The 18,700-nt window shown below is 73.6% G+C and carries 19 protein-coding genes; 9 read left to right on the top strand and 10 right to left on the bottom strand.

Annotated elements, in window-relative coordinates:
- Positions 1-105: 105 nt before the first annotated feature.
- Positions 106-1,350, top strand: a complete 1,245-nt coding sequence (locus OG389_RS04460) for a geranylgeranyl reductase family protein (RefSeq protein WP_328303511.1) — start codon at positions 106-108, stop codon at positions 1,348-1,350.
- Between the two features lie 141 nt (positions 1,351-1,491).
- Here the strand turns inward: OG389_RS04460 and OG389_RS04455 are convergent, their stop codons facing one another.
- Positions 1,492-1,950 (bottom strand): nitroreductase family deazaflavin-dependent oxidoreductase, encoded by a 459-nt coding sequence (locus OG389_RS04455; protein WP_328297142.1) that lies wholly within the window; start codon positions 1,948-1,950, stop codon positions 1,492-1,494.
- Between the two features lie 149 nt (positions 1,951-2,099).
- Between OG389_RS04455 and OG389_RS04450 the strand changes: the two genes are divergently transcribed.
- Positions 2,100-2,798: a TetR/AcrR family transcriptional regulator gene (locus tag OG389_RS04450; protein WP_328297141.1), complete on the top strand. Its 699-nt coding sequence runs from the start codon at positions 2,100-2,102 to the stop codon at positions 2,796-2,798.
- 205 nt (positions 2,799-3,003) lie between these two features.
- Positions 3,004-3,978, top strand: coding sequence for a spherulation-specific family 4 protein (locus tag OG389_RS04445; RefSeq protein ID WP_328297140.1), 975 nt, complete (start codon positions 3,004-3,006; stop codon positions 3,976-3,978).
- A gap of 161 nt (positions 3,979-4,139) precedes the next feature.
- Here OG389_RS04445 and OG389_RS04440 read toward each other — a convergent pair whose 3' ends face one another.
- Both OG389_RS04440 and OG389_RS04435 read right to left on the bottom strand, forming a co-directional pair.
- Positions 4,140-4,391: a DUF6332 family protein gene (locus tag OG389_RS04440; RefSeq protein WP_328297139.1), complete on the bottom strand. Its 252-nt coding sequence runs from the start codon at positions 4,389-4,391 to the stop codon at positions 4,140-4,142.
- A gap of 105 nt (positions 4,392-4,496) precedes the next feature.
- The gene (locus tag OG389_RS04435; RefSeq protein ID WP_328297138.1) at positions 4,497-5,243 is read right to left on the bottom strand and encodes a maleylpyruvate isomerase family mycothiol-dependent enzyme; all 747 of its coding nucleotides are present in this window, start codon (positions 5,241-5,243) and stop codon (positions 4,497-4,499) included.
- Positions 5,244-5,286: 43 nt separating this feature from the next.
- On the opposite strand from OG389_RS04435, the gene OG389_RS04430 reads away from it, so the two are divergent.
- Both OG389_RS04430 and OG389_RS04425 read left to right on the top strand, forming a co-directional pair.
- The gene (locus OG389_RS04430) at positions 5,287-5,973 is read left to right on the top strand and encodes an alpha-ketoglutarate-dependent dioxygenase AlkB family protein (RefSeq protein ID WP_328297137.1); all 687 of its coding nucleotides are present in this window, start codon (positions 5,287-5,289) and stop codon (positions 5,971-5,973) included.
- 43 nt (positions 5,974-6,016) lie between these two features.
- On the top strand, positions 6,017-7,498 hold the full coding sequence (locus OG389_RS04425; protein WP_328297136.1) for an ROK family protein: 1,482 nt from the start codon (positions 6,017-6,019) through the stop codon (positions 7,496-7,498).
- A gap of 48 nt (positions 7,499-7,546) precedes the next feature.
- Here the strand turns inward: OG389_RS04425 and OG389_RS04420 are convergent, their stop codons facing one another.
- Positions 7,547-8,149: an ATP-binding protein gene (locus OG389_RS04420; RefSeq protein WP_328297135.1), complete on the bottom strand. Its 603-nt coding sequence runs from the start codon at positions 8,147-8,149 to the stop codon at positions 7,547-7,549.
- Between the two features lie 228 nt (positions 8,150-8,377).
- On the opposite strand from OG389_RS04420, the gene OG389_RS04415 reads away from it, so the two are divergent.
- From OG389_RS04415 to OG389_RS04405, 3 genes are all read left to right on the top strand, one after another.
- On the top strand, positions 8,378-9,505 hold the full coding sequence (locus OG389_RS04415) for a PLP-dependent cysteine synthase family protein (protein WP_328297134.1): 1,128 nt from the start codon (positions 8,378-8,380) through the stop codon (positions 9,503-9,505).
- Between the two features lie 90 nt (positions 9,506-9,595).
- Positions 9,596-10,252: a hypothetical protein gene (locus OG389_RS04410; RefSeq protein WP_328297133.1), complete on the top strand. Its 657-nt coding sequence runs from the start codon at positions 9,596-9,598 to the stop codon at positions 10,250-10,252.
- A gap of 95 nt (positions 10,253-10,347) precedes the next feature.
- Positions 10,348-11,109: a hypothetical protein gene (locus OG389_RS04405; protein WP_328297132.1), complete on the top strand. Its 762-nt coding sequence runs from the start codon at positions 10,348-10,350 to the stop codon at positions 11,107-11,109.
- A 41-nt stretch (positions 11,110-11,150) separates the two neighbouring features.
- On the opposite strand, the gene OG389_RS04400 is transcribed toward OG389_RS04405, so the two are convergent.
- Positions 11,151-11,639 (bottom strand): SRPBCC family protein, encoded by a 489-nt coding sequence (locus tag OG389_RS04400; RefSeq protein ID WP_328297131.1) that lies wholly within the window; start codon positions 11,637-11,639, stop codon positions 11,151-11,153.
- A 136-nt stretch (positions 11,640-11,775) separates the two neighbouring features.
- Here OG389_RS04400 and OG389_RS04395 point away from each other — a divergent pair, with 136 nt between their 5' ends.
- On the top strand, positions 11,776-12,318 hold the full coding sequence (locus tag OG389_RS04395; RefSeq protein WP_328297130.1) for a GNAT family N-acetyltransferase: 543 nt from the start codon (positions 11,776-11,778) through the stop codon (positions 12,316-12,318).
- 31 nt (positions 12,319-12,349) lie between these two features.
- Here OG389_RS04395 and OG389_RS04390 read toward each other — a convergent pair whose 3' ends face one another.
- The 5 genes from OG389_RS04390 to OG389_RS04370 form a co-directional block, all read right to left on the bottom strand.
- Positions 12,350-14,833: a right-handed parallel beta-helix repeat-containing protein gene (locus OG389_RS04390; protein ID WP_328297129.1), complete on the bottom strand. Its 2,484-nt coding sequence runs from the start codon at positions 14,831-14,833 to the stop codon at positions 12,350-12,352.
- 144 nt (positions 14,834-14,977) lie between these two features.
- Entirely contained in the window at positions 14,978-15,589 is a 612-nt protein-coding gene (locus OG389_RS04385) for an Rv1733c family protein (RefSeq protein WP_328297128.1), read from the bottom strand.
- 221 nt (positions 15,590-15,810) lie between these two features.
- Entirely contained in the window at positions 15,811-16,635 is an 825-nt protein-coding gene (locus tag OG389_RS04380; protein ID WP_328297127.1) for an MOSC domain-containing protein, read from the bottom strand.
- 72 nt (positions 16,636-16,707) lie between these two features.
- A complete protein-coding gene (locus OG389_RS04375) occupies positions 16,708-17,256 on the bottom strand; it encodes a DUF6643 family protein (RefSeq protein ID WP_328297126.1) in 549 nt (182 codons plus the stop codon).
- A 257-nt stretch (positions 17,257-17,513) separates the two neighbouring features.
- Positions 17,514-18,686, bottom strand: a complete 1,173-nt coding sequence (locus OG389_RS04370; RefSeq protein ID WP_328297125.1) for a glycosyltransferase — start codon at positions 18,684-18,686, stop codon at positions 17,514-17,516.
- Positions 18,687-18,700 lie beyond the last annotated feature (14 nt).

Here is an 18,700-nt window from a genome sequence, read left to right as displayed (position 1 = left end):
CCGCATGATCAGGAGCAGCAGCACATCGTGAGCAGCGACGAGAGCGACAGCGGCGGCGTACGCGACGCGGCAGCAGGGCAGGCCGCTCAGGGGGCGGACGCGGAAGTGGCCGCGGCGGCCGGCGAGGCCGGCGAGGCCGGCGAGGTGTGGGACGTGGTCGTGGTCGGGGCCGGCCCCGCCGGGTCCTCGGCCGCGTACGCGGCGGCGACCGCCGGACGGCGGGTCCTGCTGCTGGAGAAGGCAGAACTGCCCCGGTACAAGACCTGCGGTGGAGGCATCATCGGCCCCTCCCGAGATGCGCTGCCGCCGGGTTTCGTGCTGCCCTTCAAGGACCGCATCCACGCGGTCACCTTCTCGCTCGAGGGGAGGTTCCACCGGACCCGGCGCTCGAAGCAGATGCTGTTCGGGCTGATCAACCGGCCCGAGTTCGACGCGGCGCTGGTCGCCGAGGCGGAGAAGGCCGGCGCGACGGTCCGTACGGGTACGGCGGTGTCGCGGGTCGAACAGCACGGCGCGTCCGTGCCCGACCGGCGGACCGTCGCGGTGGTACTCGCCGACGGTGAGACGGTGCTGGCCCGCGCCGTGGTCGGCGCGGACGGGAGCGCGAGCCGGATCGGCGCGCACGTCGGGGTCGAGATGGAGCAGGTCGACCTCGGCCTCGAAGCGGAGATCCCCGTGCCGGACACGGTCGCCGCGGACTGGAAGGGCCGGGTCCTCATCGACTGGGGCCCGCTGCCCGGCAGCTACGGCTGGGTCTTCCCCAAGGGGGACACCCTCACCGTCGGGGTGATCTCGGCGAAGGGCGAAGGCGCCGCCACCAAGCGGTACCTGGACGACTTCATCGCCAGGCTGGGCCTCTCCGGTTTCGAACCCGCCGTCTCCTCGGGGCACTTGACCCGCTGCCGCAAGCCCGGATCGCCGCTCTCGCGCGGGCGGGTGCTGGTCGCGGGTGACGCGGCCGGACTGCTGGAGCCGTGGACCCGGGAGGGCATCTCCTTCGCGCTGCGTTCGGGGCGGCTCGCCGGGGAGTGGGCCGTGAAGATCTCCGAGGCGCAGGACGCGGTGGACGCGCGCCGCCAGGCCCTCAACTACGCCTTCGCCGTCAAGGCCGGGCTGGGTGTGGAGATGGGCGTCGGCAAGCGGATGCTGACCGTGTTCGAGGCCAAGCCGAGGCTGCTGCACGCGGCGATCACCGGCTTCCGGCCCGCGTGGCTGGCCTTCGCCCGGATCACCCGGGGCTCGATGACGCTGGCCGACATGGTGCGCATGTACCCGCTGGCGCGCAAGGGGCTGCACCTGCTCGACGCCAGGCAGGCGCGAAGCCGGGGCAGGGCCGGGGACCAGGGCTGAGACCGGCTTCCCGGCAGGGGGGGAGCGGGAGCATCGGGTGCGGAGTGTGGCGGTCTTGCCGGGTGTGCCGGCGAGGCCGCCGCCGCGTTTTCGGGGGGCCGGTCCGGGGATGCGGTCCGGGGACGCGGCAGGGGAGCGTGGTCAGGGGGCGACCGTGATGCGGAAGACCGGGTGGTCGGTGGCGGCCGCCTGGAGCTCGGACTCCGAGGAGTTCACGGTGATCCCCTTGAAGAACCGGTTGACCTCCCAGCCCCACTTCTTCAGGTAGCCGCGCAGGACGACGGCCTTCTCGGCGGGGTCGGTGAGCTCGGAGACGGTGAAGGCGCGCACCTTGCGGCCCACGCGGAGCTCGCCGCCGCCCGCCGCCCGCATGTTGCGCACCCACTGGGAGTGGCCGCGGGCGGAGACCAGGTACTGGGTGCCGTCCTGGGTGTACGGGTTCACCGGGATCCGCTGCATCTGGCCGGAGGTGCGGCCGCGCACCGAGAGCTCGGCGGTTCCGGCCAGGCTGATGCCGATGCGGGCGAGCTTGCCGAGGAGGGCGTTGAAACGGGTGCCGAGCGGGCTGGCCTGCATGTAGTACGGGGCGGGCGTGTTCATGGCAGCCTCCGGAGGAGTTCTGGAGAGCAGTGCTCTCGTTTGAGATCAGTGTGCACGGATCGGCGCTCCAAAACAAGAGCAGTGCTCTCTAAATGGAGCGCTGCTCCGCTTTTTGGGCAGTGCTCTCGCCGCGTGGCACACTGATCCCCATGAGCACCGTGCGAGGGGCCAGGGAACGAGCCCGCATCGAAGTCACCGCCGCCATCAAGGACGAGGCGCGCCGCGCGCTCGCGGCCGAGGGCGCCGCCAAACTCTCGCTGCGCGCGGTCGCCCGCGAACTGGGCATGGTCTCCTCCGCCCTCTACCGCTACTTCCCCAGCCGCGACGAGCTGCTCACCGCGCTCATCGTCGACGCCTACGACAGCGTCGGCGCCGCCGCCGAGGCGGCCGACGTCCGTTCGCTCACCGCCGGCGCCGCGCCCCGCGCCCGCTGGATCTCGGTCTGCGAGGCCGTCCGCACCTGGGCGCTGGACCATCCGCACGAGTACGCGCTCATCTACGGCTCACCCGTCCCCGGCTACACGGCCCCGGCCGACACCATCGGCCCGGCCTCCCGCGTGGGCAATGCCTTCATCGGCATCGTCCGGGCCGCCTACGAGGGCCGCGGCGTCGCCCTCCCGCCGCTCCCCGCCGAGCTGCGGCCCGAAGCCGTCCGGATGGCCGGGGACTTCGCCGAGGGCCTGCCCCCCGAGGTCGCCGCCGCACTGGTCGCCGCCTGGGCGCAACTCTTCGGGCTGATCTCCTTCGAGCTGTTCGGCCAGTTCACCCGCGTCGTCGAGGACCGCGCCACCTTCTTCACGCACGCGGCCGACCAGCTGGCGCACGGGGTCGGGCTGCCCGCGGTGTGACGAGGCGGCCGGGGTGGTGGCCGGCGAGGGGGTGAGGAGCGGGCCGCGAAAGGGCGAAAGTTCGCTTGTCAGTTCCTCGTACCGAAGCGGAGGATTCGGCCCTGGTGCGCCCGGCCGCCCGTCTAGTGTTCCTCGGGTCGTGTTCCCGTGCCACCCCCTGGCCCCCGCATCCGCCCCGGCACCCGCCGTGGCCCGAGGAGCAGTCATGACCCGCGTCGCGAAGGCCGTTTACGCCGTGCTCGCCACCCTCTTACTCGCCGCGCCGGCGCCCGCGGTCACCGCGTCGGCGAGCCCGGGCCCGGTGCGGGCCGCGCCGACCGCGCCGGCGCCCGCGCCCACCCCCCAGGTGAGACCGACGCCCCGGGCGCCCGGCGTACGGGGCCTGGAGATAGCCGTCCCGGCCTACGTGTGGGCGAACGACCCGATGCTCGTCGACCTCACCGCCACCGGTCCGGCCGCCTCCGTGGTGGTCCTCAATCCGGGCAACGGGGACTCCCCGTTCGACGCCTCCTGGAGAGCCCGGGCCGACGCCCTGCGCACCGGCACCACCGCCACCGGTGAGAGGACCAAGGTGCTGGGCTACGTCCACACCGACCACGGCAACCGCGACCTCGCCGCCGTCAAGGCCTCCGTGGACAACTACCTCAAGCCCGCTGACGGCGGTGACGGGCGCCTCCACGTGGACGGCATCTTCTTCGACGTCGTCAGCCGCGACTGCGGCCCGGGCAACGCCACCCGCGACCACTACGCGGAGCTGCGGCGCTACGTCCAGGACACCATGGAAGCGGTCGCACCCGGCGCCGCGGACCTGGTCGTCAACAACCCGGGCACGGCCATCGCCGACTGCTACCTGGAGCCCGGGCACCGCACCGCCGACGTCTTCGTCACCTTCGAGGACACGTACGCGGCCTACGCGGGCGGCGGCTGGCTCGGCGGCAACGTCTTCAATGCGCTGACCGGCTACCGTTCGGGCGCCGAACTGGACCCGAGCGGTACCGCGTTCTGGCACCTGGTCCACGACGTCCCGGACGTCGCCGCGATGCGCACCACGCTCCGTACGGCCTTCGAACGCGGCGCTGGCTACGCCTATGCCACCAGCACCCGGATGCCGAACCCCTGGAACGCCCAGCCCAGTTGGAAGTACCGTCCCCAGACGGCGTACGCGTCCGGCCTGGGCTGACCCGGCCCGCGGGGCGCCGGTCCCGCGATCGGAGCGGGCCGGGTGGAACTCGAAGGCGGCGCCGTCCGGGAGGACGGCGGCGTAGTGCTCTGGGCGTTCCCAGGTGCGCCCGGGGCGGGTTCGGGGGGACGGACGGTGCCCACGAGCAGTGTGCCCCCGTCCTAGCGGCCGTCGTTCCCCGGGCGGTGGGGGAGGCGCCACAGGACGTGGGCGGCCCGCAGGACGAAAGCCGTCGCACCGAGGACGCCGCCCACGACCGCCAGGGTCCGGCCGGTCGTGGGGGAGAGGTCGAAGGCCAGGGCAGGACCGTACACCGCGGCGAAGACGAGGCCGGCGGCGAAGCCGCCGCTGATGAAGGCGTAGACGATCTCGATGGTGATCGCGTCCCGATCCGCCTGGCTCCGTCGCTCCATGCCGGCAGTCTCACCGCGGACCCGCACTGCCACAAGGGTGCCTCCGGCCGGTGGTTCGGATCCCGGTGGTTCGGATCCCGGCGGTTCGGATCCCGTCCCGGCGGTTCAGATCCCGGCGGTGTCCGCCCAGAGCCGCGCCAGTTCCGCGTCACCCGTGACGCCCGGCCCGGTCAGCGGCCGCCGGTTCCACAGCGCCGAGTAGAGCCAGGCCGCCTCACCCGTCAGAGTGCAGTCGGCCACCCCGCCGTCCTCGTCCCCGCGCACCGTGCGCGCCGGTTCCGGCGACAGGTGTACGGTCCACACCGCGCCCGTGTCGGAGGCCCGCACCCGCATCACGCGGGGCTCCGCCGTCCGGACCCGGCTCTGCGGCCGCGCGTGGAAGCCGGTGAGCAGCTCGTCCACCCCGTCCTGCGCGAAAGCGGGCTCCACCGCCCCGAACCCGGTGCCGAGTGCCGCCTCCGCATCCATCCGGTGCATGGTGGTCTCGTGCGCCTGGCGCCGTGCCCAGAAGGCCAGCGGGGAGGGCGGCGCCGTCGGCAGGAACGTCCAGCACCGGGTGTCGGCCGGCGCCCCGGTCAGGGTGCGCACGAGCGTCGCGTGGCCCTCCCGGAACCAGGCGAGCAGCTCTTCGCCCACCAGTTCCGGGGCATCGGGGAAGGGCGCCCGCCCGCTCAGGCCCTCCGCCACGTACCCGGTCGCCCAGCGGTGCACCGAACCGGTGTGGCGCAGCAGATCGGCGACCCGCCACTCGGGGCAGGTGGGCACCACGGCTTCCGCACCGGCACGTTCGGCGGTGTCGGCGAGCTGCCGGCCCTCGTGGGCCAGGGTCTGCAGGTAATTGATGATCTCCATGCCGGGAGTCTCCCAGCCCCTCGCGGGGCGCACAATGAAGGCCATGGAGTCCACGGACGGCGCCCTCTTCCCGCTCCTCCCACGCGGGCGGACCGAGATCGCCCCCGGCGCCGTGCACGTGCCCGACTGGCTGGATCCCTCGCGCCAGCGGGAGTTGGTGGAGGCCTGCCGCCACTGGGCCCGGCCGCCCGCCGGGCTGCGTACCGTGCGCACACCGGGCGGGGGGACGATGACCGCCTGGCAGGTGTGCCTGGGGCTGCACTGGTACCCGTACGGGTACGCGCCCACCGCCGTCGACGGCGACGGCGCGCCGGTCAAGCCGATGCCCGAGTGGCTCGCGCGGCTGGGGCGGGCGGCGGTGGCCGCCGCGTACGGTACGGCCGCGGAGCCCGGCGCCACGGGTGGTGCCGCCGCGTACGACATCGCGCTGGTCAACTTCTACGACGGCGACTCCCGCATGGGCATGCACCGGGACGCCGAGGAGCGCTCCCCGGCCCCGGTGGTCTCGCTCAGCCTGGGTGATTCATGCCTCTTCCGCTTCGGCAACACCGTTTCGCGCGGGCGTCCGTATCGGGACGTTGAGCTGCGCAGCGGGGATCTGTTCGTCTTCGGCGGGCCGGTGCGACGGGCCTACCACGGAGTGCCGAAAGTCCTGCCCGGCACCGCCCCGCCCGGTCTCGGGCTGAACGGGCGGCTGAACATCACACTCCGGGTCGGCGGGCTCGGCTGACAGGCGGCGTCCCGGGCGCCCCGATCATGCGAGGATCGCTGTCATGAACGGCAACGGGGCCCCGCCGCGGGTAGGGGATGTGACCACGGTGTCCGCTGGGACGGACGGGACTCACCACGGGACGCACGGCGCGGAAGGCACGGCCGGAAGGGCCGGAACGGCCGGGGTCGAGAGGGCGGACGGGACCCCGACGCCCACCACGCCGGGCGTGGCCCCCGGGCCGGCCGTGGCCACCGGGCCGGCCGTGGCCACCGGGCCGGCCGTGGCTTCCGGGCCGGCCCCCTCACCCCCGCCCGCCGTGTCCACCGCATCGGCCGCCTCCGCGCGGACCAAGCTGGAACGGGGCCGCGGTGCGCTCGGGCCGGCGCTGGAGCTGGTCCATACCGGCCGGGCCCCGACCCGCGCGGTCCTGACGGCCGAGCTCGGCGTCACCCGCGCCACCGCCGGGGCCGTCGCCGCGGAGCTGGAGGCGCTCGGCCTGATCCGCGTGGACTCCCGCCCCGGCGGGGCCGGCGGCGCCCAGGGCCGCCCCTCGCACCGGCTCTCCGTGGACGAGAACGGCCCCGTGGCGCTGGCCGCGCAGGTGCACTCGGACGGGTTCCGGGCCGCCCTGGTCGGCCTCGGCGGCCGGATCGTGGCCACGGCCCCCGGCAGGGTGCCCGTCTCGGCCGACCCCGCGCAGGTGCTCGGCGCGGTCGTCGAAGCCGGGGCGGCGCTGCTCGCGGAGACGGGCCGGCGCTGCGTGGGCGCGGGACTGGCGGTGCCCTCGGCGGTCGCGGAGCCGGAGGGCACGGCGCTGAACCCGCTCCACCTGGCCTGGCCGGCCGGATCGCCCGTGCGCGACATCTTCGCCGACTGTGTGAAGACCGCCGGCATCGACGGACCGGCACTGACCGGCAACGACGTCAACCTCGCCGCACTCGCCGAGCACCGCCACGGCGCCGGCCGCAGCGCGCAGCACCTGCTGTGCGTGGCCACCGGGCACCGCGGGGTCGGTGGGGCACTCGTGCTGGACGGCCGTCTGCACAGCGGGAGTTCGGGCCTGGCCCTGGAGGTCGGCCACCTCACCGTGAACCCGGAGGGGCGGCCCTGCCACTGCGGCAGCCGCGGCTGTCTCGACGTGGAGGCCGACCCGCTGGCCTTCCTCACCGCCGCCGGGCGCACGCCGGGCCCCGAGGTGTCGCTGCTCCAGCAGGCCCGGGACCTGCTGCGCGAGGAGTACGCGGACCCGGGTGTACGGGCGGCCACGGAGGAGCTCATCGACCGGCTCGGCCTGGGCCTCGCGGGTCTGGTGAACATCCTCAACCCGGACCGGATCATCCTGGGTGGGCTCCACCGCGAGCTGCTCCACGCCGACCCGGAGCGGCTGCGCGCCGTGGTCGCGGACCGCAGCCTGTGGGGGCGCAGCGGAGGCGTGCCGATCCTGCCCTGCACGCTCGACCACAACAGCCTGGTCGGCGCCGCGGAACTGGCCTGGCAGCCGGTCCTCGACGACCCCCTCGGAGCCCTGGGGGCGATGGCCTGACGCCCGCGGCCGCCGGTCCCGGGATGCCGGGGACCCGCGCCCGGAGCCCTACCCGGGCCGGGCGCCGACCGAGGCGGCCACCGGCAGGCGGGCGGAGACCGGTTCGGGGGGTGCGGCGGCGGGCGGGGCCGGGGCGGGTTCCCGTACCGGCTTCTCCGCCAGGAGTACCGGGTGGCGGTCCGGCGCCGCCGGGCCCGGGGCGGTGCACAGGGAGAACCACACCACCTTGCCCGGGCTGTTGTCCTGGGGCCGCGCCCCCCACGCCTCGCTGAGGGCCTCCACGAGCGCGAGCCCGCGTCCTGAGGTCTCCAGGTCCGGCGCCTCGGCCCCGGGCTCCGAGGGGGGCCGGGAGGTTCCGGAGACCCCGTGGCGCCCGGCTGCCCGGAGCACCGGGAGACGGGGGTCGCTGTCGTAGACGGAGACGGTCACGCGGCCGAGGCGCAGTTCGATCTCGACGGTGCACGTCTTGTCCGGCTGCGCGTGGCGGTGGACGTTGCTGAGCAGCTCCGTCACGCCGAGTGCGGCCCGGTCGATGAGCGGATCGAGCTGCCAGTGGCGCAATTGTGCGGAAACGATTCGGCGGATCTGTCCGATCCGCAAGGGCAGGGCCTGCAGTTCGACGACGCAGTGCCTGCGGGAATGACTGATCACGGCTGCGACTCCCCGACATCAGTGTTACGGGTGCTGCACCCTCGGTGACGCCTCCCCAGGGTCACCCACTGTGGACGTATGTGCAACCGAAAGCGATCGAAAGCGATTCGCATGGATACCCAAAGTGACTGTTTGTGCAGGTGAGGGGGGTACATTGCGAAAGCGGGCGGTCCAGGGACGAGCCCCGCCAGCACTCGGGACATCGGGAAGTACGAAGGAGCACGGCGCATGAGCACCACCGGTACGACCGCCACGACCATCGACGTCGACCGCAGCGACGCGGACTACCGCGCCTGGCTGAAGGAAGCCGTCCGCAAGGTGCAGGCGGACTCGAACCGCTCCGCCGACACCCACCTGCTGCGCTTCCCGCTCCCCGAGGCCTGGGGCATCGACCTCTACCTCAAGGACGAGTCCACCCACCCGACGGGCTCCCTCAAGCACCGCCTCGCCCGCTCGCTGTTCCTGTACGCCCTGTGCAACGGCTGGGTCCGCCCCGGCCGCCCCGTCATCGAGGCATCGTCCGGATCCACCGCCGTGTCGGAGGCGTACTTCGCCAAGCTGATCGGTGTTCCGTTCATCGCCGTCATGCCGCGTACGACGAGCCCCGAGAAGTGCCGGCTGATCGAGTTCCACGGCGGCGAGTGCCACTTCGTCGACGACTCGATGAAGATGTACGAGGAGTCGGCCGAGCTCGCCGCGCGCACCGGCGGCCACTACATGGACCAGTTCACCTACGCGGAGCGTGCGACGGACTGGCGCGGCAACAACAACATCGCGGAATCGATGTACCAGCAGCTCCGTCTGGAGCGTTACCCCGAGCCCACGTGGATCGTGGCCACGGCCGGCACCGGCGGCACCTCGGCGACGATCGCGCGCTACGTGCACTACATGCAGCACGACACCCGCATCTGCGTCCCGGACCCGGAGAACTCCTGCTTCTTCGACGGCTGGACCAACAACGACCCGCACGCGACCAGCGACTGCGGTTCGCGCATCGAGGGCATCGGCCGGCCCCGGATGGAGCCGAGCTTCGTGCCCGGCGCGATCGACCGGATGATGCGGGTTCCCGACGCGGCGAGCGTGGCCGCGTGCCGTGCGCTGGAGACGGCGATCGGCCGCAAGGCGGGCGGTTCCACCGGCACCGGGGTGTGGAGCGCGCTGAAGATCATCTCTGAGATGGTGGCGGAGGGCCGCACGGGCAGTGTCGTCACCCTGCTCTGCGACCCGGGCGACCGGTACCTCGACAAGTACTACTCCGACGCGTGGCTGGCGGAGCAGGGGCTGGACATCGCCCCGTACGCGCGGACCCTCGAGACCATGCTGGCGACCGGGGTATGGAGCGAGCCGGTCGGCTAAACGTTTCCCCCGTGCGTTCTCCTGGCCCGCGCCGGGCCCGCCGACTACGCTGTGTGGACTTTGGGCACGGCACGGGGTGGGGCGGGGAGCATGGCGGCGACCGAGGGCGGCGGCAGCCCGGCTGAAGGCGTCGGCGAGGGCGGGCCGTTGGCCTGTCCGCGCTGCGGCCGGGAGGACCAGGTGCTGGGCGTGTCAGCCGCGTACCTGCGGGCCAAGGCCAGGATGAGGGTGGAGCGCGGCGGCGGGGACGACGACAGCGTCACGATCCGCGAGGAGAACTCGGCGCTGGCCAAAGCCCTCGCGGTCGCCCCTGACGAGCCGGACAACGGCACAGCGGGCTGCGTCGGGGTGCTGCTCGTCCTCGCCTCGATCGGTGCCTTCGTCTGGGGTGCGATCGAGGGGAAGTGGTTCGAGAACGACACGGCCCCGCGGCTCTACGGGACCGACGGCGACGGCCTGTTCGCGATGGACCGGCCCACGAGCTGGCTGGGCTGGACCGGTGCGGCCCTGCTGCTCCTGGGCGTCATCCTCATCGCCGTGTCGGGCCGGGCCGTACGAACCTGGCGGCGCCGGACCGGACCGGGGCGGGTGGCCGCCGACCGTGTCTGGGCGGACGCCTGGTACTGCGGCCGCTGCGGTAGGACCCATTTCGCGGGCGAACGGTCCCTGACCCTGCAGGAGTTCCGGAACCGGGTCTGGTCGGCCGGTGGCTACGGCGACCTGGCGGTGCGGCACCCCGCGGTCTGATCCGTGACACGACTGTGGCGATAATTCCGTGGGCCCGGCGCCGTCGGCTGCCTACGCTGTGCGGACTTCGATCACGGCGGAGCCTCGGGGGAACCATGGCGGGCATCGAATACAACAGACCGGAGCGGGACGCGCGGACGCGGGACGCGCGGACGCGGGACGCGCGGACGCGGGACGCGCGGACGCGGGACCAGGACCCGGGGCGTTCTGGCCCCCCGGCGGTGGGCCAGGGCTCGCTGCCGGTGTGTCCCAGCTGCGGCCGGTCCGAGGAAGTGCGGGCGGTCCAGGCGGTGTTCCTGGACGGGCACCGGCACGTCCGTGACGAAAGCGGTGTCGGGAGCGAGCGCCAGACCACCACCCGGGAAGTGGTCTCGCGGCTGGCCCGGGACCTGGCGCCGGTCCCGCCCAAGCCGTCGGCCCGGGGGTGGGGGTGTCTGGGTGTGCTCCTGGTCATGGGGTCGATCCCCCCATTCGTGATCGCCGTGGTGACCGGGCAATGGCTCAGCGACGAGCCGGACCTCTCGGCGCCCACCGGTCCCGGCTCCAGTGACTCCTTCGGCCCGCCCGATCTCGGGTTCCTGGCCTGGATCTCGGCGGGCATGCTGCTGGTCGCCGTAGGCCTGTTCGTCTGGGCGGCCAGGTCTCTCCGGGCGTACCGCGCGAAGACCGAGCCCGGTCGCGAGGCGGCGGAGCGGCTCTGGCGGCAGGGCTGGCACTGCGCGCGCTGCGGGACGGTGCACTTCTCGGGTGGACGGGCCCTGAACCTCCAGGAGTTCCGTACGCAGGTGTGGACCGCGGGTGGCTACGGAGAGCTGGCCGCACGCCACCCCGCGGGCGGTGGGAGCACCCGAGGCTGATCCGGGGCCCGCTCCGGCCGGCCGACCGACCCGGCGGCCCTTTACTGGTCCGCCCCGCTCCGTCCGGCAAGTCGGCGGTCCAGGGTGCGGACCGCGGTGCGGAAGGAGTGGCCGAGCCCCGGGCGGGCGGCGACCGCGCCGAACCGGAAGGGGGCCGTCCCGTCCGCCGCGAAGGTCCAGCGGACGTGCGTGCCGGAGCCGGAGGGGGTGAGGCGCCACTCCTCCAGCAGGGCCCGCATGCCGGGGGCGTTGGTCTCGTCGACCCGGTACGCGTAGCGCCGCTCCGGATCCGCGGCCATGATCGTCTCCTGGAACCGGACCCCGCCCATCAGCCTGATCTCGCGCCCCGCGCCCCCGTGGGTCGGCCGGGCCAGGGTGACGGCCCGGAACCAGCTCGGCCAGCCCTCCAACTCCTCGGCCAGCGCCTGGTACACGGTCTCGGGCGCCGCCGTGATCCGGGCGGCGAAGGTCAGGCGTACGGGGGCGTTCTCGATGAAGTCCAGCCCCACGGGGCGCAGTCGGCGGGCCATGGCGGTACTCCCTGGGTTCGGCGGACAACCGGTGGCGTCCGGCGGGCTGCCACCCTAGCTGGCGGGTCGTCAGATGTCCCCGGCGGGGTGTCCAACCCGTTTCGCGGACCGGGTCCGGGCCGGGACAATGCCGTGCATGCTTATCAGAGCCGCGCACATCGACGAACTGCCCCTCCTGCAGGACATCGAGCGGGCCGCGGGGGAGTGCTTCCGGGCCATCGGCATGCCGGAGATCGCCGACGACGATCCCCTTCCGCTGGAGGAACTCCTCGGATACCGGCGGGCCGGGCTGGCCTGGGTCGCGGCCGAGGAGACGGACACAGGGACGGGCGCGGGGACGGGCGCGGGTTGGGGAATCCCGGTCGGCTACCTGATCGCCGACCGGGTCGACGGCAATCTCCACATCGAGCAGGTGTCGGTACATCCGGACCGCGCCCACCGCCGCATCGGCCGGTCCCTGCTGGAACACCTGGCGGAGCGGGCGGGAGCGGAGGGCGTCCCCGCCCTGACCCTCACCACCTTCACCGACGTCCCGTGGAACGCCCCGTACTACGCCCGCTGCGGCTTCCGGATCCTGGACGACAGCGGCCTGGGCCCCGGGCTGCGCGACATCCGCGACCGGGAGGCCGTGCACGGCCTCGACCGCTGGCCCCGGGTGTGCATGCGCCGGGACCTCTGAACGGGCACCCGGCCACAGCCCCGGTACCCGTTCAGAGCGCCGGTACCCGGGGCACCGCGAGCCCGGGGAGCTCCGGCAGGTCCGCCGGGAACAGCAGGGTGAGATCCTCCGTGCTCGGGTCCGGCAGCTGCGCCACCCGCCCCGCGTGCCGCTCGACCATCGACTCGAAGGTCTGGCGGGCGGTGCGGCCGTTGCCGAAGGCCGGCCCCTTGGGCAGGTCCGTGAAGTACGTCAGCAGAGCGTCGGAGGTCTTCTCGCCGAGCAGGTACTCGTGCTCCTCGGCCTGCTGTTCCACGATCCGCAGGAGCTCCTCGGGCCCGTAGTCCCCGAAGGTGATGGTCCGGGAGAAGCGGGAGGCCACCCCCGGGTTCACGGTCAGGAAGCGGTCCATCTCCGCCGTGTACCCGGCGACGATCACCACCACCGCGTCCCGGTGGTCCTCCATCAGCTTCACCAGCGTGTCAATCGCCTCGCGCCCGAAGTCGCGGCCCGAGTCCTCGGGCGCCAGCGCGTACGCCTCGTCGATGAACAGCACCCCGCCGCGCGCCCGGTCGAAGGCCTCCTGGGTGCGGATCGCCGTGGACCCGATGTGCTCGCCGACCAGGTCCACCCGGGACACCTCCACCAGGTGGCCGCGCTCCAGCACTCCGAGGGAGGCCAGGATCTCCCCGTACAGCCGGGCCACCGTCGTCTTCCCGGTACCGGGGGAGCCGGTGAAGACCAGGTGGCGGCGGACCGAGGCCGCCTTGAGCCCCGCCTGCTGCCGCCGCCGGCCCACCTCGATCATGTCGGTGAGCGCGCGGACCTCGCGCTTGACGCTGTCCAGCCCGACCAGTGCGTCGAGCTGTCCCAGTACCTCACCCGAACCGCGCGCGGCGTCCGGCCCGGTGGCGTCCGGCCCGGTCTCGTCGGCGGGCCGCGGCGCCGGCACCCGGTCCGCCGCCGACGGCGCCACGGGACCCCGCGCGGCCGAGACCGTACGGATCCCCGCGCGCTCCCCGGCCACCGCACCCGAGCCCGCGGCGGACTGGGCGGCGAGGCGGGGCCCCGATTCGTCGCTCGTGCACTCCTCGGCGACCGGGCCGTCCTCCGCGAACTCGTAGCCCCCGCGCGCGCAGCGCTCCGTGTGGCAGCGGTTCAAGGAGGTGCGGCAGCCGTCGATGACGTGGAAGCCGAAGCCCGCGCTGCCCGTCACCCGGCAGGCCGTGAACGTTCCGCGCCCGCCCGCCGACACGTAGAAGCCGGCCTCGGCCGGGGAGCTGACCGTGCACCGCTCCAGCGTGGGATCGGCGCCCTTGGTGACGATCACCCCGGTCTGGACGGAGTCGATGGCGCAGTTGGCGAGGGTGCCGCCGCTGCCGTGGTCGCGGAACCAGGCGCCGGTCGCCGCCTCCCGGATCCGGCAGTCGTCGAGCTGGGCCGTCGCCCCGTCGCTCACCGATACGGCGGTGTTGCGCACCTGGGAGAGATCGCTGTCCACCACGTCGACGCGTGAGCCCCGGTCCAGTACGAACAGCGCGTCCGGCACGTCGTGCACCCGGCAGGACTCCAGGGAGACGCCGGCCCCGTCGCTGATCCAGACGGCGGGGTAGTCGCCGGTGCTGTCGTGGATCTCGCAGGAGTCGGCGACGACCCGGGTGCCCGGATCCCACACGGACAGGCCGTTGCGGCCGAAACGGCGGACGGTGGTGCGGCTGAGCGTCAGCACGGAACGGGAACGCAGGTCCACCGCGTTCTCCGGGATGTCGTGGATGTCGCAGCCGGCGAGGGTGAGGACGGCGTCCGTGTCGAGGGTGACCCCGTCGGCCGAAGTGCGGTGGACCGAGCAGTCGGTGAGCACCGCCGTGGCCCGCGCGGCGATCTGCATGCCGGCGCCCTTGATCTCGTACACCTCGCAGCCCAGTGCCTCCAGGCCCGACCCCTCGCCGGTCACGCCGATGCCGGCGCCCGTGGCGTGGTGGATCCGGCAGCGCTCCAGCCGGGGGCGGCCACCGCCGCGCACCGAGACGCCGGTCTGGCCGGCGGCCACCACCTCGCACTCCTCGAACACCCCGCCGCCGCCGTCCAGTACGGCGATCCCGGCCCCGGCCGGATTCTCCACCGTGCAGCGCCGCACCAGTGGCCGGGCGCCGCTGCCGCGGACCTCGATGCCGGCCGAGGAACGGGTGCTCACGCGGAGGTCGGTCAGTTCGGGGGAGCCGTCCTCGACGAGCAGCGCGGGCGCCGTCGGGTCCTGGCCCTCGAGGTGGAGGTCCTGGACGACGGCGGAGGCGCGGACGGTCAGCGCGACCCCGTCGGGCGGTGCGATCCGCACCGAGCCCACCGCGCCCTCCGGAGCGCGCAGGGTCACGGCGTGGTGCAGCACCAGGTTCTCCCGGTAGGTGCCGGGCGCGATGGACAGGACGTCGCCGTCGCCCGCCGCGGCCAGCGCGGCGGTCAGCGTCGGATATTCACCGGAGCGGCGACGCCACCGCGAGGAACCGCCGTGCGTCACCTGGACCGTGCCCTGAGCCATGGTGCTGTCGTGCCCCCACCCTCGTGTTCCGCGTGTTCGTGTGCCTGTGTCCGTTCGCGTGCTCGCGCTGCCGAACGGCCGCCCGGTCGGACCGACTGCCGCGGCGCTCAACCGTAGCGCGCGCGGGGCCGGTGAGTTGCCAGGTCAGCTGCCCGCGCCCGCCCGACCCCAGTCAGGTCCCGCCGCGGCCCACGCACGGTCCAGCCGTATGTACCGCCGATGCATGAGCCTTCGTACGACCAGGCGGCGAAGTGTCTCCACCAGCGCGCCGATGCCGAGGGCCGCCGCGAGTCCAGCCATGCCCGCGTGGAAACTGGCGGACGAGGGGTCCAGGGGCTGCCCGACCAGCCGGCCGTGGCTGTCGGTCCATATCCGGAACCGGTCGCCGGTGTGCGGCGGTTCCTCCGCCGCCGGCACCGTGCCTTCGTGGTTGCTGCCGTCGGGCGCGATCCACGACGCGACGATCCGCGTGCGCTGCGGGCTCTGGCGCTGCGCCGCCGGATCGGTGGCCGAGCCGGCGATCGGATCCGGTGCCGGCCGGACCACCACCGCGGGTACGAGATGCCGCTCCAGCCGCTGTTCGCGCGCGGCACGCTGCAGTGTGCCGTCCACGCGCAGGCCCGCTGCGCAGCCGATGGCCGGAGCCACCAGCAGGACGCACACCAGCGCGGCGAAGGCCACCCACGCCTCGAACAGATCCGTCTGGCGGCGCAGCGGATTGCGCCGCCATCGCCACACGCCCCATGCTGTCCACACGGTCCGGCTCCCCCTACTTGTGCCAGTCTCCGCCTGCCTGCCGTCCCAGCCTCCCGCATGCCCCGGGCCCACGCATTCCGGGACTCGCGAGACGTGTGTCACCCGATCCGGTGCTCACGCCTCGAATGATCCAACGGGCAGCGTGCGGTGGTTGGTTCCACAGAGGCGGGAGAGCCCCCCGAAGGTGTCATTCCGGGTGGGCCCCGGCCCCTGGCCGTCGCTCATTCCAGGACGCGGACCTCGTCGCCGACGCGTACGGTGCCCAGCTCCACCGGCACCAGCATGCGCCCGAAGGCCAGCGACTTCCCGATCCGGCGGTGCACGGCCAGGGTCCTGAGCGGCTCCTTGCCCCGCAGTGCCGTCGTCTGGTCGGTGGTCGTGACGACGCAGCGACCGCACTCGCGCACCCCGCGGAAGACGGCGTCGCCGATGGCGACGCGCCGCCAGGCGTCCTCGGCCCAGGCCTCGGCCCCGGAGACCACCACATTCGGGCGGAAACGGTTCATCGGGAGCGGACCCTCGTGGGCGTGAGCCCCCTGCGCGATCAGCGAGTTGAGCGCGTCCAGCGAGGCCAGGGTGGAGATCAGCACCGGATAGGCGTCGGCGAGGCTCACGGTCTCACCGGGCAGCGCGTAATCCGGATCCACGGGCCGCCGTACGGCCGGGTCGTCCAGGTGCACCAGACGGGCCGGTGTCCCGAGGTACGCGGTGAACCAGTCGGCGGCGGCGCGCGCCGCCACCAGGGTCCGCACCTTCTTGCCGAAGAGGACCACGGGCTCCAGCGGACCCGGCTCCGGAACCTCCACCGTCAGGGCCGCCATCCCCGGTGCCGAGACCTCGAACCCGCCGCCCCCCAGCGGACGGGCGCACGCCAGTGCCAGCCTCGGCTGCTGGCGCTGGGTGATGACCGTGCCCTCGCTGTCCACGACCGCCCAGCGGCGGTCGCCGGACAGACCCCAGGGCTCCACGGCCACCTCGTCGGGAGCTGTCCCCGCTACCGACTTGACGGGATGGACGTGGAGCGCCTGGACATGCAGTTTCGCCATGAGGGAATAGTGCCAGTCGCCCTCAGGGCCTCTGCGGCGACCTCGTCGGAGCGTGCCGGGCGGGCCGGGCCGTCAGTAGCCCCGGCCCTGCGGCTGGTACGGGCGGCCGTACGGGTCCTCGAACGACGGGGCCGGGACGGATGCGGGCTGCGCCTGCACCGGGCGCGGCGCGGCCGGGCGCATCGCCTCGTACCCGGTGCCCGTGGGGACCGGACGGGGCTGCTGCGGCTGGGGCTGCGGCGCGTACCCCGTGCGGGCCGCGAACTGCTGCGGCGGAATGTAGGGGGCGGGCGCCTGCTGGAGCGGCATCGGCTGCTGCATCGGAGACATCTGCTGCATCTGCTGCGGGGCGGCCTGGTGCTGGTACTGGTACCCGTACGACGGGGCCTGCTGGTGCTGCTGCGAAACCGCCGGCGGCAGCGCGGGGAGCGCGGACGCGAGAGCCGGGAGGTACCCACCGCTCGAGTAGCCGGAGCTCGGCGAGTCGTACGCGGCCGGGACGCGGATCGGGGCGATCTGCGGCGTGCCGCGTTCGGCGACGAGGGAGTCGTAGATAGGGGTGTCCGGGAAGGAGGGCGCGGAGTAGTAACCGCCGCCATAAGTGGAGCGGGGGGAGGTCATGGACCTAAGTTAAGCCCACGACTTCACGGGGTCCATAGCGAGGTGTCACCAACACCGCCCTGACCTGCATATTCGCAGGTCAGGGCCACAGCTTTCACTTCACGTTCACGTGCACGATTTCACCACTTCCGTCCCGGCTTGCTCCTACTCGTACTCACCAGTTGAGTCGTGCACCGATGGTGTGCCGATTGCGTGCTGACAGAGCGTCACAAGTCCGTGACCTCGGATGACACGATTTCGGAGGGCGAGGACCGGTTTCACGCATCGCTGGGGCGGGCATAGGTACGCCCCTTCCATGCCGCTCCGCGTCCGCGGTAGTGCTGCACGGCCGAGTCGACGGTCATCAGGAGGTAGAGCAGCGCGGTGAGCGGAAGCAGCGGGGCGAGGGCGAGCGGCTGGCGGTAGTAGCGCAGCATCGGCAGGTAGGTGCCGGCCATCAGCAGCCAGGCCAGACCACCCGCCCAGGCGACGCCGGGCCGGCCGGCGGCCAGACCGGCCAGCAGGGCGGCCGGGGGCACGAGGTAGACGAGGACCAGCCCGGCCACCGTTCCCGCCAGGAGCGCGGGCCGGTGGCGCAGTTGGGCGTAGGCGCTGCGCGAGACCATCCGCCACAGGTCCGCGAGGGAGGCGTACGGACGCACGCTGTCCACCCGCTCCGCGAGGCCGAGCCAGATCCGCCCGCCGGTGCGCTGCACGGCCCGCGCGAGGGAGACGTCATCGATGACGGCCTGGCGGATCGACTCCGGAACCCCGGCCCGTACCGCCGCCCCGGTGCGCAGCAGGACGCACCCGCCGGCCGCGGCGGCCGTGCGGGCGGCGGGGCGGTTGATCCAGCGGAAGGGGTAGAGCTGGGCGAAGAAGTACACGAAGGCCGGGACGATCAGCCGCTCCCAGACGCTGACGGCGCGCAGCCGGGCCATCTGGGAGACGAGGTCGAGGTCGGCCGCCGTCGCCGCGGCGACCAGCTCGCGCAGGCTGTCGGGTTCGTGCGCGATGTCGGCGTCGGTGAGGAGGAGGTAGTCGGGCTCGCCGGAGACCGACGAGCGGGCGTGCGCGATGCCGTGCCGGAGCGCCCAGAGCTTGCCGGTCCAGCCGGCGCCCGGTTCCCCGGGCGAGACGACGGTGAGGGGCAGCCCGGGCTGCGCCCCGGCCAGCCGGCGGGCGAGGGCGGCGGTGCCGTCCGTACTGCCGTCGTCGACCAGGACGATCTCGGCCTCGCCGGGGTAGTCCTGCGCGAGCAGCGAGGGCAGGCTCAGCGGCAGCACCCCGGCCTCGTCCCTGGCGGGGACGATGATCGCGACGGACGGCCAGCGGGCGGGCGCGTGCCGGGGAGGGAGGCGCGTGTCGGTCCGCCAGAACATGCCCTGGCCCAGGGTGAGCCAGAGCCAGACGGCGAGCGATGCGCAGGCGGCGACGAGGAGGGGACCCATGCCTGCAGTGTGCC

The organism is Streptomyces sp. NBC_00435 (assembly GCF_036014235.1).
Taxonomy (GTDB): Bacteria; Actinomycetota; Actinomycetes; order Streptomycetales; family Streptomycetaceae; genus Streptomyces.
The sequence above is the reverse complement of the archived record's forward strand: the minus strand, read 5'-3'. Positions and strand labels throughout refer to the sequence as shown.